The sequence below is a fragment of the Floridaenema aerugineum BLCC-F46 genome, from assembly GCF_041929345.1.
GTDB classification, from domain to species: Bacteria; Cyanobacteriota; Cyanobacteriia; order Cyanobacteriales; family Aerosakkonemataceae; genus Floridanema; species Floridanema aerugineum.
In genome coordinates, this window is record NZ_JBHFNQ010000181.1 from 33,731 (window position 1) to 46,058 (window position 12,328).

Here is a 12,328-nt window from a genome sequence, read left to right on the forward strand (position 1 = left end):
AATGACGGCTACAATTTTAGTTGTTGAAGATGAAGTAATTATTGGCATGGATATCAAAAATAGCTTAAAAAAATTAGGCTATAACGTCCCTGCTGTTGTGGCTACTGGCGAAAAAGCGCTCGAAAAAGCCGCAACAATTCAGCCAGACTTAATTCTTATGGATATTATGTTAAAAGGTGCGATCGATGGTGTACAAGCCGCCGAAAAAATTCGCACTCAGTTACACTTACCTGTAGTTTTCTTGACTGCTCATACCGACCAAACTACTTTACAACGTGCTAAAGAAACCCAACCTTTTGGTTATATTGTTAAACCTTTTCAAGAAAAAGATTTACACACTACAGTAGAAATTGCCTTAGCTAGGTGTAAAGCCGAATCAGAAATCCGAAAAGCCTTGGAAAAAGAAAGGGAACTTAACGAATTAAAATCTCGTTTTGTCTCAATGGTTTCCCACGAATTTCGCACACCAATGTCCACAATTTTATTCTCAACTGACCTTTTAGAAATGTATATTAATGAATGGCCGGAAGAGAAAAAAAAGACCCATCTACGGAGAATTCAATCTGCCATTCAACGCATGATTGAAATGTTAGATGATATACTAGTAATTGGCAAAGCCGAAGCCGGAAAACTAGATTTCAACCCCTGTACCCTGGAGCTAGAAAAATTCTGTCGAGAATTAGTAGAAGACATCCAAAATGCTGATAAAAATCAGCATCCTCTGAATGTAAATATCCAGTGTACATTAACAGAGGTTAAAATGGATGACAAATTGTTGCGGCACATCCTAATAAATTTACTTAGCAACGCTACTAAATACTCCCCTGAAAATACCCCGGTTAATTTTGCTGTTTCCTGCCAAGATAATCAAATTATCTTCAAGATTAAAGATTCAGGAATCGGCATTCCTGTAGAAGACCAAAAACGGCTGTTTGATGCTTTCCATCGCGCAACTAATGTCGGTTCAATTCCCGGGACTGGACTAGGTTTAGCAATAGTGAAAAGGTCTGTTGATTTACATGGAGGAACAATTACAGTAGATAGCGAAATGGGAATTGGAACCACATTTACCGTGATTTTACCACTGAGCTAGGAGTAACGAACTTCAACGAAAATGCCAGTAATAGATTTCGGGTAGGAGTGAAGTAAAATAAATTAACTTACACAAATTTAGGTCGGTTAGTTATGAAAGTAAAAAATGAAAAAATAAAAATCTTGGTAATTGAAGATGAAGAGTCTGTGCGAGCTAATATTCTAGAAATATTAGAATCAGAAGATTTTACTGCTATTGGTGCAAAAAATGGTCAAACAGGAATTCAAGAGGCAAAAAATAAACTTCCCGATCTGATACTGTGCGATATTATGATGCCTGATATAGATGGTTATACTGTGTTGAGTGAATTACAAGAAGACCCTTTAACTGCTATTATTCCCTTCATTTTCTTGACAGCAAAAACTGAGCGAGACGATCTACGTTTAGGAATGGAATTAGGTGCAGATGACTATATAACCAAACCTTGTACGGTGACTGAGTTACTGAGTGCAATTAGCATCAGACTGAAAAAACAAGCTATATATAACCACCAGTTTGAAACCGAACGTAGCAAAGCCAAAGGATTACAAGCAAGAGTTCAAGAATTACAAAGGTTAAGCAAAAACCGGACAGATTTATTACAAAGACTTACCCAAGAATTGCGCGATCCTTTGTCTAATATCACAATGGCAATTCAAATGCTAAAGCTAGCACCTACAGAAAGAGCACGCGCTAATTATTTGAAAATTTTGCAACAAGAATGTTCTCGTGAAATAGCCATAATTAATCAATTATCTGACTTTCAAATATCTGACGTTCAAGAAATTTTACTAACGGAAAATGTCAAACTCTTACAACGCTTTCAATCCTCTACCGATCAAATCTCAGACCAAAATTTTAGTGATAGAGGATGATGAGAATATTCGCGAAAATATTTTAGAAGTTTTAATAGGACAGAATATTAGAGCTATCGGCGCAAAAAATGGTCGCTTAGGTATCAGTTTGGCGCAAAAAATTATTCCAGATTTAATAATTTGCGACATTATGATGCCAGAATTAGATGGCTATGATGTGTTAGCAGAGTTACGCCAAGATCCTTTAACAGCAGTAATTCCTTTTATTTTTCTTACGGCTTTAGCTGATAGAGATCATAATCGTAAGGGAATGGAATTAGGCGCAGATGACTATATTACTAAGCCTTGTAAACCTGTGGAATTGTTAAAAGCGATCGCCATCAGATTAAGCAAAAAAACAGCTATTACTGATGCTTACACAGCCGCTTTAAAACAAGCATCACAACAACTGAATAAATCCCTGCACTATGACAGTTTAACTAATTTACCAAATCGCGTCTTATTCAAAGAAAGATTCACTCAAATTCTCAATTCTTTAGCTTTAAATAAGCACAACTATAATAGCGAGCAACTAATATCAATTTTGTACCTCAGTTTAGATAGATTCAATCGTATTGTTGAAGTTTTAGGACATTCTCAAGCAGATAAGTTAATCCAAATTGTAGCTCAACGCTTACAAACATATAGTAGTAATTATCATACTATAGCGCGGTTAGCTACTGATGAATTCGCCATAATTATGATAACGGATAATCAGAGAAAAATAGTGATTGAATTTGTCCAAAACCTTTTAGAGACTTTGGCAAAACCTGTAATTTTAGAAAATAATATTGAAATTTTAATTACAGCTAGCATCGGAATTTCTCTATATGCTGGGGATGACAGTGAACTAGAGAAAATGCTGCAATTAGCTCATAAAGCGATGAACTATGTTAAACAACAAGGAGGAAATACTTATGCGTTTTATCAACCAAGTCTTATTGTTACAAGTAGCGATCGCTTAAATTTAGAAACCAGCTTAACTTATGCTTTAGAACGAAAAGAATTTGAAATCTATTATCAGCCAAAAGTTAGTTTAAAAACTGGGAAAATTGTTGGTGCAGAAGCGCTTTTAAGGTGGTTTCATCCAGAACAAGGAATAATTTCACCACTTAAATTTATTCCCATAGCTGAAGAAACAAACTTAATTATTCCTCTGGGTGAATGGGTTTTAAAAACCGCTTGTCAGCAAACAAAATTTTGGCAAAATTTAGGTTTCCCAGAATTAGGAATAGCCATCAACATATCAAGTCGTCAGTTCAATCATAGTAACTTTCATTCTCGACTAGTTGAAATATTAAAAGAAACTGACTTGGCTGCCGAATGTTTGGAATTAGAGTTAACAGAAACCACACTCATGGAGAATTTGGAAATTGGTAATGAGAGATTAACTGCTTTTAAAGAGTTAGGTGTGCAAATTGCGCTCGATGACTTTGGAACAGGTTATTCTTCTTTAAGCTATTTGCAACAATTTCCCTTTGATACTTTGAAAATTGACAAATCTTTTATTCATCAATTAAACAAAAATGCCAAAACTAAAACTATTACCAGTTCTATTATCAATATGGGACACGAACTCAACTTAAATTTAGTAGCAGAAGGAGTGGAAACCAAAACAGAATTAGAGTTCTTATGTCAAAATAATTGCGATGAAATTCAAGGTTTTCTTTTTAGTCAACCTCTCAGCGTTAAGGATTTTACCAAATTGTTGAGGTCGAAAAAGACCTTAACTTGGCCTCAAAATATTAGGGAATAAAGTGCTGTTCACCTGGAAAACCAACAAATTTAATTTACATAGGATGGATTAGTCATGACAAAGATTTTAATTATTGAGGACGAACAATCAATCAGAGAAAATATTTTAGAACTCCTAAACGAAGAAAATTTTGAAGCCATAGCTGTAGAAAATGGTTCTAAAGGCGTTCAATTAGCTAGAGAAAAAAAACCCGACTTAATTATTTGTGATGTATCCATGCCAGAATTAGATGGCTATGGTGTTTTACAAGCCTTGCGAAGTGAACCCGCTACAGCAATGATTCCCTTCATTTTCCTCACAGCTTTAGCGGACAAAGCAAATAATCGCAAGGGAATGGAACTAGGCGCAGATGACTATTTAACTAAGCCTTGTAGACCTGTAGAACTGTTAAATGCGATCGACACTCGCCTGAAAAAACAAGCAACAATTAATCAGCAACAAAGCCAAAAATTAGAAGAATTACGTAGTAGCATCACCTTCTCCTTACCTCACGAACTCAGAACACCCTTAAATGGAATTCTAGGCTTTTCCGAACTTCTATTAACCGAACTAGATACCCTAGAACCAGAAGAAATTAAGGAGATGGTCGAGCAAATTCAAACATCAGGTAACCGCTTATATCGGCTAATTCAAAACTTTTTATTATATGCTGAATTAGAATTAATAGCTACTAATTCAGAACGCATCAAAGCATTACGAAATTACCAAACAGATCATGTTGATTCTGTAATTTCCCATCAAGCAACTCAGCAAGCACAACAAGCACATAGACAAGCTGATTTACACTTAAAACTAGAAGATACTCAGCTAAATATTTCTCCCATACGCTTGAAAAAAATCGTCGAAGAATTACTAGATAACGCTTGCAAATTCTCAGTTCCGGGAACCCGAATTAATATCGTCAGCCAGGTAGTCAATAACTCATTTATTTTATCTGTAAGCGACAAAGGCAGGGGAATGAAAACCGAACAAATTGACAGCTTAGGTGCTTATATGCAGTTTGAACGCAAACTTTATGAACAGCAAGGATCGGGATTAGGATTAATAATTGTTAAACGGATAGCCGAACTACACGGAGGAAGTTTAACCATAGAAAGTATTCCCGATCAACAAACAACCGTTAAAGTTATCCTTCCCACCAATTAATTCCTCTAATTAAGTTCGTTGTGACGACTTTAGTCGTTCTCTGCCTACATAATAAAACTAAAGTCCTCACAACAGACCGGACAATACAGGATTTAAAAACTGCGTTAAAGTAAACGCATCCACACCTAATTCTGTCCTTTCCTTTGCCGCTAAAATACCCGCTTGCGCGTGCCACCAAGCTGCAATTACTACCCTTTCAACCAGAGAATTAATATTAGCAGCAACCCCTTGCGCCAGCAATCCACCAATCAATCCGGTTAACACATCTCCACTACCACCACGCGCCAAAGCTGGCGTACTTTCGGGAACAATCCAAATTTTACCAGAAGCATTTCCGATAACCGTTCTTGCTCCTTTTAATAATACAATTGCGCCAGTTAATTCTGCCGCTTTTTTCACTGCCTCAACTCGATTTTGTTGTACATAGTCAATCTCAGGAAACAAGCGTTTAAATTCGCCAGCATGAGGAGTTAAAACCGTTGTTGCTTGACGTTTTTCTAAAGTTGAAATAGTTCCCAATTGTGCTAAAATATTTAAACCATCAGCATCTAAAATTACAGGGTTATTGTTAGCTAAAACTCCTTCTACAATTGTAGTTGCTTCGGTGGTGATACCGGGGCCACAGGCGATCGCATCATAACTCCCCAAATTCACCGCATCTGGTAAACTAGCGATCGCACCATTTTCCGTTTCCTCACAACCAATAATTAACGCTTCCGGCAAATGAGAAACCAACAAAGATTTCAAAGATTCAGGAACAGCAATAGAAAGCATTCCCACACCACTTCCCCTCGCCCCCAAACCAGTTAAAATTGCCCCTCCAGCATACTTTCGCGAACCACAAATTAACAACAAATGTCCTTGTTTATACTTATGCGTAACCGCCGGACGAGGTAGCGGCAAATGTTGCTGAATAAACTCTTTAGTTACTCGCTGAATTTGCGGCGCTTCCCCCAAAATTGCCGTAATATCTGCTAAGGGAATATCAAAATCAATTAACTCTGCCTTACCCACATATTCCAAAGCTCGATCTTGCAATAATCCCAACTTCCACAAACCCAAACAAAGAGTATAAGTAGCTTTAATTGCAGTTCCTAAAACCTCTCCCGTATCCGTCTGTAAACCCGAAGGTAAATCGATACTTACAACAGGTTTAGACCACTCATTTAACTGATTAATTGCCTCAGCCAGATTATCTTTAATCTCTCTTTCTAACCCAAATCCAAATAACCCATCAATAATTAGGTCGCAATCTTGTAAATCAGCAATATTTTCTACATAACAAATCCCTAAACTTTGGGCGTATAAATCATGTTGCACCGTCAAATCTTTTAACTTAGAAAAAGGGCGATAAATCTTAACTTCATAACCGCGAAAATGTAACTCCCGCGCCACAACTAGCGCATCACCACCATTATGTCCAGGCCCTACCAAAACACCAACCCGCACCGCAAATCTTCTCCCCTCCCTGTATAACGGGGAGGGGTTAGGGGTGGGGTTTAACAACAATGGAAAAAGCGACTGAACTCGCACAGAAATTAAAATTGCCACTTTTTCCATTAAAGCCGCCACAGGCATTCCCGCCGCAAAGATGCGCCCTTCAATTTCCCGCATTTGGGCTGCGGTAACAGCTATTTCCTGAATCTTTTCCCACCTGTTCATTGACTCAAACTTGGAGATTTGTGAATTTTAATTAGCATTATTAATTATGACACTCCCAACCCCATAATCTTGCAAATAAGCTTCCCATTGTTGCGCTACTTGTAAATTATTGAAAGGGCCAACGATCAATTGGGATTTATTAGCATTAGCTTCGATGAGAACTTGATTTTCTGTGCCCCAATCTGTAGCCATTTGCCGCGCTAGGGCTTCAATAGCAGCCAATTCATCTGGACGGATGGGAATTACCAACTTATAGGCAGTTTGAGGTGCAGATCTAATTGCAACTGGTTGGGTTTGAACAGGAGTAAAGCGATCGACATTATTTGATATATCTGATTCTAATTCCACACCAGAAAAACGATTCTGATTACTTGATATTTCTGGTTCCAATAGTCTTACTGGACTTTCATAAATTCCACCCCTCAAACCATTACTCCGCAATTCATTAACCAGACTTTGCGCTTGAGCAACATTGTCAAATCGTCTTACCAAAATCACAGTTCGCCTACCAATTTGCCCCACTGTAGCATCTGGTTCTAAAGACTGCACCCGATCTAAAAGTGCAATTCTATCATCTCCACGTCTAATTCGCACATAAACCACATAGCGGTTGTCTGGTACTAAACTACCCGTAGACCGAATCACATCCATTTCGACAGGAAGACCTTTTTCCTGTAATGCCCTAATAGCACGGCGTGCCGCACGCAAGTCACTCTCCGTAACTACAATCACTCGTCTTCCTCTGGAAATAAGTGCTGAGGAAGCAGAGGGTGTTACTTCTTGTTGGACAAATACTAAAAGTTCATCACTATAAGCAGGTACATAAACTCGATAAAGTTGAGGATTAAATCTGTCTCGAAATTGTGCCAATTCTATAGTATTAGCATCAGCTTGGCTGATTAACTCTACCCTAAAATCCTCAACATACCTTTGGGTAAAAGTTTGAGTAACTACACAGCATTCCTCAGAATATCTCGTTGTATGTCTTGCTTCGGCTTTACCTTCACTAACTACCGCCAAAAATCCTCCAATCAACAAAGGTAACAGAGATAGCAGCGCCGAAAAATTGCTCATCAGTTTACCCAATGACCAAAACTGCAACTTGCCAATTCCCCGCAATTCATGTCTGAGATTTCTAGTCATACTCGTTTTTACTCCTTTTGTATTAGTTTCCCGCACCCTAGCCACAAACTTAGTAATTAATCTAACCCAGAGAATCTAACATTTATTCTTAACTGGAATAGTTATTAATAAATTTGTGGCTAGTAATTGTGGCTAGTAACCCAAACTGGGACAAAGTAACAGAAATATTTGTTCCCTGCGCCTGTTGCCTGTTGCCTGTTCCCTTCCCTCTGCTCTGGAAATCCCTAATAGAAAGATTTTTGGAAAGAATGTTACCTTAGAGAAAGCCCCGAAAAATTTGGGCAAAGTCTTAGAATGCTTATGAACAAAGTAGTAGTTGGCCTCTCCGGTGGTGTAGATAGTTCTGTTGCAGCAGCCCTGCTTCATAATCAAGGATATGAAGTAGCAGGGTTGACCCTTTGGTTGATGAAAGGCAAGGGTCAATGTTGTTCTGAGGGGATGGTCGATGCTGCCTTCATTTGCGAACAGCTGGGCATTCCTCACCATATTGTCGATAGTCGGGAAGTTTTTCAAGCCCATATAGTTGATTATTTGGTGGCAGGGTATAGTGACGGTATTACCCCTCTGCCTTGTTCCCAGTGCAACAAAGCAGTAAAATTTGGCCCGATGCTGCAATATGCTCAAGAAAAATTGGGCATTAATCAAATTGCCACAGGTCACTATGCCAGGATTACTTACAATGAGGAAACCGATCGCTATCAGTTGCGACGCGCAGTTGATTTGAGCAAAGATCAATCCTACTTTTTGTATGACCTGCCCCAAGAATTGTTAGCAGCAAGCATTTTTCCTTTGGGAGACAAACTGAAAACAGAAACCAGAAAAATTGCGGCAGAATACGGTTTAAAAACTGCTAGTAAGCCGGAAAGTATGGATTTATGCTTAGTAGAAAGCAATGGTTCCATGCGGGCGTTTTTGGATAAGTACATTACACCCCAAAAAGGAGATATTGTTGACCAGTCCGGCAATGTTTTAGGACAGCATGATGGTGTACATCACTATACTATTGGACAACGCCGAGGTTTAGGAATTGCAGCGGCCGAACCTTTGTATGTAATTGGTTTGGATGCTGTCACAAATCGTGTGATTGTCGGTACTCGTGATAGTGCTAATCAAAGAGAATGTGTTGTCCAACGAGTTAATTGGGTTTCTATTACTGAACCTGCTGCACCTATTCGCGCCGAAGTGCAAATTCGTTACCGTTCTTCAGCAACTCCAGTAACAGTAATTCCTCTGGAAAATTCCCGTGTCAAATTAGTTTTTGACGAACCCCAATTTAGCATTACTCCCGGACAAGCTGCGGTTTGGTATGACGGAGATATGGTGTTAGGTGGGGGAGTTATTGAAAAGGGAATTGGGGATTAGTAATAGGGGACCCGGATAGTTTTGCGGGTAGAGACGTTGTATACAACGTCTCTACAGCTTCGTTTTTTGAGTTAATATTATGTCCGGTTGATCAGCCATAATATCTTTTTTCCACGACCGTTCGACTGAGATCACGCCGAAGCCCTGTAGAGACGTTATATATAACGTCTCTACAGGGTGGGTAATCGACCAGACATGATATAACTAGCAACTTGAGTTATTAGCCGTTATAGCAACTAACAAATTCTCTGATTACCCAACCCCAAACTCGATATTTACCATTTTGAAAACTGCCTACCTTAGCCCAAGTGCGTCCTTGTTCGTCTTCAGCAAGTTGATCGATACGGATTTGTCTGCCATTTCTTAAAGTGTTGACCACGTTACCATTTGGTCGATCGCGAACATTTAATGGAGTCCCAGTTGGATCGGTAACTTTACAAATAGTCTCAGCTTTTGTCGGTAGCGTAGAAGCACTTAGACAAACTGTAATTGTTGCCAGAATCAGCAGTATTTTTTTCATAAAACTCAGCCTTTATTTTAAGTGGTTTTAAGGAGATTAAAGTTAACTTTATCTATGCCAATCTTAGAACTATAAAAGCTAATTTGCCGCGAATATTTACAGAAATTAAATAGTTTAAATTCCGCTCTCTTAACTTTCCTTTTGGTAAGAAAGCGACCAAAAATAAAATAATTAATTGCTACTTTTTTCCTGGCTGAAAACAAAAGTCGGAAGCTTCCTACACTTGTTCCAGACCACTCTGGCCTAGAGAGAAGCAAAATTTTCCCTACCAGGATTAACTTGTAGGGTACTCTACTACCATAAATCTGATACGCCTACGGCACGCTACGCGAACGACAACATCAGGGTTTTAGCTTAGTAGAACACCCTACTGATTATGCTAGTTGCGTAAGTCCTATTTAAGTTTGATTTTCTAACCAAGGCACTAAGTCATCTAAACTGGAAAAGTCGATTTGGGCATCGATTAAGGATTCTAATTGAGGAATTGATAAAGAGCGAATTTTTTCTGCTAATTCAAGGGGTATTTCTCCAAAGCGTCGTGTTAGGATGCAAAGAAGTGCGATCGCTTCCCCTCGCTGTAATCCTTGTTCTAATCCTCTTTGTAAACCCCGCTCAAGAATATCTTGGTAAATTACAGATTCTTGCATCAGTTCCTCCCGAAATAATCGCCGAATTAAACTTTTTTCAAATCGCAAACCCGCTAGAATTTCAGCTGCTGCTGCTAGACTTTGCTTTTGTGCTGGCTCTTCTAGCATAGCGACTCTTTGAGCAACTTGTTCTAATAAGTTGGTTGGATTATTACTGCGGGTTAAAGATGCTAAAGGTAATAAAGCTGGTTCAGCTAAAAAAGGTGTAGGATCTTGTTCCCATAAGCGAATGATTCGATAACTATGTCGAGTATTACGCCTTTCAAATCGATCGAGAAAAACTTGTTCTGATGTAGTTTCTTTAATTAGTTGAAAATTAGACTTAACTCCAAAATTCATCTAAATTCACTTCTGCTATTTCCTGCTGCACCTCTTGAAAGTAGCTACTTCCGGTTAGCATAGCTACTTCCTTTTCCCGTTTCTTATGGTCAATTTCAATTTTCAATTCTTCTAATTGTCTTCTTAATTCATCCTCACGGTTTTTCCGGTCTGTAATATCTTGAATCATGCCTTCATAATATAAAAGTTGACCTTGATGATCGCGGACAGCACGGGTATCTTCTTGAATCCAGATGATACTACCATCTTTTTGATAAACCCGATACTCAAAATCATTGACTTGATCGTGTTCTTCTAATTGACGTTTAAACTCTGCTTGATCTAGACGATCGACATAAATTTGCGTACCAATATCTGTAATAGTTTCAATCATTTCTTGGGGTGAATCATACCCATATATTCTTGCCATTGCTGAATTGACGTTGAGATAACGCCCTTCAAGACTAGACTGAAAAATCCCTTCTAAAGCATTTTCAAAAATGCTGCGATAGTTTTCTTCTGCAATTCGTAATGCTTCTTCTGCGCGTTTGCGATCGGTAATATCACGCACCATCACCAGCACCTCATTTTCTCCGATAACTATCACCCGCACCTCTTCATCAATTAACTGCCCATCAATTAACAATTGATGTTCGTACATCTGTAGTGTTTTCGTCTCCAGTGCCCGTTTAATGGCATCCATTCGCTGTTGTGCTTGGGCGGGTGGCAGAGAATCATAAACTGTGGTTGTGTTTAAAGCAATATTATCTCCTGAGAAACGCTTCACCCTTCCCGCACCGACTGCATCATCCAGATAAACTCCATCACCGCGAACTCTTAACAATAAATCAGGAATAGCTTCTATCAAAGCACGGGTTGTTGCTTCACTTTGTTTTAGTGCTTCTTCAGCTTGTTTGCGATCGGTAATATCAATTCCCACAGATACGATCGCACCACCTTGTTGGTATTTTTGAGCCGCCATCAAATAATACTGCTTTTCCTGTTTAACCTCAAAATCAATAATCGAAGATGCCCAATTTTCCGAACTTTTAATAAATTCTGACAAAAAGCTTGTTAACTTATCATTCTGTTGCATAAACCCTAATTTTTTACCAACAAAAGCTTCGGGAGATAAGTTAAATTTTTCAGCTAAATTGCGATTTACTCCCATGTACTTACCTGACGAATCAATCCAAGAAATAGAACCTGGAACGGCATCTAAAACCGCCTTTAGTTGTTCTTTCGCACTAGCTAATTCTTGCTCTCTTGCTTGAATAGTTTGAAAAGATTCTTGCAGTTGTTTGCCCATAAAGTTAAATGATTGGGCGAATCGATCGATTTCGTCACGAGTAAGATCGGGTGCTTGTTGATTCAGATTCCTGCCAGCCAGTTCTTGTACAATTTGAGTTAGTTTAACAACAGACAAGAGAATAGATTTCCTCACTACAAAAGCTGCTAAAATCACCACCAATAAAGTAACAAACCCGAAAACAATAACTATTATTTTTAATTCTTTTAAATAAGACAAGGCTTCGGAAGTATTAATTTGTCTAAATAGGGTAGGGTACAGGAGAAATAGGTTTAATTGAATTCCAAACGATTTAAAACTGTCCATTTTTTTTGATCCAACTCACTCTAACTGTTTACGGCGTTTGCGATCGCTAATATCTTGCACCATACCTTCCTATTCACACTCCTCGCCCTATAAGTTGGTAGGGTGCGTCAGACTGTACAATTTGGGCAAGCCACAGGAATTGTTAGTTCTGACGCACCTTACAGATGATAACTAGTTGGTAGGGTGCGTCAGACTGTACAATTTGGGCAAGCCACAGGAATTGTTAGTTCTGA

At 38.7% G+C, this 12,328-nt stretch carries 10 protein-coding genes and 1 pseudogene; 5 read left to right on the forward strand and 6 right to left on the reverse strand.

Features of this window, described 5'->3' with window-relative positions; translation table 11 throughout:
* Nucleotide 1 precedes the first annotated feature (1 nt).
* The 4 genes from ACE1CC_RS23390 (at nucleotide 2) to ACE1CC_RS23405 (ending at nucleotide 4,828) form a co-directional block, all read left to right on the forward strand.
* Nucleotides 2–1,093, forward strand: coding sequence for a hybrid sensor histidine kinase/response regulator (locus ACE1CC_RS23390; protein ID WP_413272842.1), 1,092 nt, complete (start codon nucleotides 2–4; stop codon nucleotides 1,091–1,093).
* 92 nt (nucleotides 1,094–1,185) lie between these two features.
* A complete protein-coding gene (locus ACE1CC_RS23395) occupies nucleotides 1,186–1,947 on the forward strand; it encodes an ATP-binding response regulator (RefSeq protein WP_413272843.1) in 762 nt (253 codons plus the stop codon).
* Complete coding sequence (locus tag ACE1CC_RS23400; protein WP_413272844.1) at nucleotides 1,874–3,682, forward strand: putative bifunctional diguanylate cyclase/phosphodiesterase; 1,809 nt, start codon at nucleotides 1,874–1,876, stop codon at nucleotides 3,680–3,682. The genes ACE1CC_RS23395 and ACE1CC_RS23400 overlap by 74 nt, the downstream gene beginning before the upstream one ends.
* Before the next feature lie 54 nt (nucleotides 3,683–3,736).
* On the forward strand, nucleotides 3,737–4,828 hold the full coding sequence (locus ACE1CC_RS23405; RefSeq protein ID WP_413272845.1) for a hybrid sensor histidine kinase/response regulator: 1,092 nt from the start codon (nucleotides 3,737–3,739) through the stop codon (nucleotides 4,826–4,828).
* A gap of 66 nt (nucleotides 4,829–4,894) precedes the next feature.
* Here the strand turns inward: ACE1CC_RS23405 and ACE1CC_RS23410 are convergent, their stop codons facing one another.
* Nucleotides 4,895–6,490 (reverse strand): NAD(P)H-hydrate dehydratase, encoded by a 1,596-nt coding sequence (locus ACE1CC_RS23410; protein WP_413272846.1) that lies wholly within the window; start codon nucleotides 6,488–6,490, stop codon nucleotides 4,895–4,897.
* Between the two features lie 27 nt (nucleotides 6,491–6,517).
* A complete protein-coding gene (locus ACE1CC_RS23415; RefSeq protein ID WP_413272847.1) occupies nucleotides 6,518–7,633 on the reverse strand; it encodes a hypothetical protein in 1,116 nt (371 codons plus the stop codon).
* Nucleotides 7,634–7,933: 300 nt separating this feature from the next.
* Between ACE1CC_RS23415 and mnmA the strand changes: the two genes are divergently transcribed.
* Nucleotides 7,934–8,995 carry a tRNA 2-thiouridine(34) synthase MnmA gene (gene mnmA / locus ACE1CC_RS23420; RefSeq protein WP_413272848.1) on the forward strand — a complete coding sequence of 354 codons (1,062 nt, stop codon included), beginning with the start codon at nucleotides 7,934–7,936 and terminating at the stop codon, nucleotides 8,993–8,995.
* A gap of 220 nt (nucleotides 8,996–9,215) precedes the next feature.
* Here the strand turns inward: mnmA and ACE1CC_RS23425 are convergent, their stop codons facing one another.
* From ACE1CC_RS23425 to ACE1CC_RS36915, 4 genes and pseudogenes are all read right to left on the reverse strand, one after another.
* Nucleotides 9,216–9,515 carry a hypothetical protein gene (locus tag ACE1CC_RS23425; RefSeq protein WP_413272849.1) on the reverse strand — a complete coding sequence of 100 codons (300 nt, stop codon included), beginning with the start codon at nucleotides 9,513–9,515 and terminating at the stop codon, nucleotides 9,216–9,218.
* A 398-nt stretch (nucleotides 9,516–9,913) separates the two neighbouring features.
* Nucleotides 9,914–10,501: an Rpn family recombination-promoting nuclease/putative transposase gene (locus ACE1CC_RS23430; protein WP_413272850.1), complete on the reverse strand. Its 588-nt coding sequence runs from the start codon at nucleotides 10,499–10,501 to the stop codon at nucleotides 9,914–9,916.
* Nucleotides 10,485–11,789, reverse strand: coding sequence for a PAS domain-containing protein (locus ACE1CC_RS23435; protein ID WP_459563901.1), 1,305 nt, complete (start codon nucleotides 11,787–11,789; stop codon nucleotides 10,485–10,487). The genes ACE1CC_RS23430 and ACE1CC_RS23435 overlap by 17 nt, the downstream gene beginning before the upstream one ends.
* A pseudogene (locus ACE1CC_RS36915) lies at nucleotides 11,781–12,095 on the reverse strand (HAMP domain-containing protein); the annotation flags it as partial. The pseudogene ACE1CC_RS36915 and the gene ACE1CC_RS23435, both read right to left, overlap by 9 nt.
* Between the last annotated feature and the right edge of the window lie 233 nt (nucleotides 12,096–12,328).

Excerpts from the sequence above, each read along its gene's own strand:
- ACE1CC_RS23390 (WP_413272842.1), top strand. The coding sequence starts at position 2 with ATGACGGCTACAATTTTAGTTGTTGAAGATGAAGTAATTATTGGCATG.
- ACE1CC_RS23395 (WP_413272843.1), top strand. The coding sequence starts at position 1,186 with ATGAAAGTAAAAAATGAAAAAATAAAAATCTTGGTAATTGAAGATGAA.
- ACE1CC_RS23400 (WP_413272844.1), top strand. The coding sequence starts at position 1,874 with ATGTCAAACTCTTACAACGCTTTCAATCCTCTACCGATCAAATCTCAG.
- ACE1CC_RS23405 (WP_413272845.1), top strand. The coding sequence starts at position 3,737 with ATGACAAAGATTTTAATTATTGAGGACGAACAATCAATCAGAGAAAAT.
- ACE1CC_RS23410 (WP_413272846.1), bottom strand. The coding sequence starts at position 6,490 with ATGAACAGGTGGGAAAAGATTCAGGAAATAGCTGTTACCGCAGCCCAA.
- ACE1CC_RS23415 (WP_413272847.1), bottom strand. The coding sequence starts at position 7,633 with ATGACTAGAAATCTCAGACATGAATTGCGGGGAATTGGCAAGTTGCAG.
- mnmA (WP_413272848.1), top strand. The coding sequence starts at position 7,934 with ATGAACAAAGTAGTAGTTGGCCTCTCCGGTGGTGTAGATAGTTCTGTT.
- ACE1CC_RS23425 (WP_413272849.1), bottom strand. The coding sequence starts at position 9,515 with ATGAAAAAAATACTGCTGATTCTGGCAACAATTACAGTTTGTCTAAGT.
- ACE1CC_RS23430 (WP_413272850.1), bottom strand. The coding sequence starts at position 10,501 with ATGAATTTTGGAGTTAAGTCTAATTTTCAACTAATTAAAGAAACTACA.
- ACE1CC_RS23435 (WP_459563901.1), bottom strand. The coding sequence starts at position 11,789 with ATGGGCAAACAACTGCAAGAATCTTTTCAAACTATTCAAGCAAGAGAG.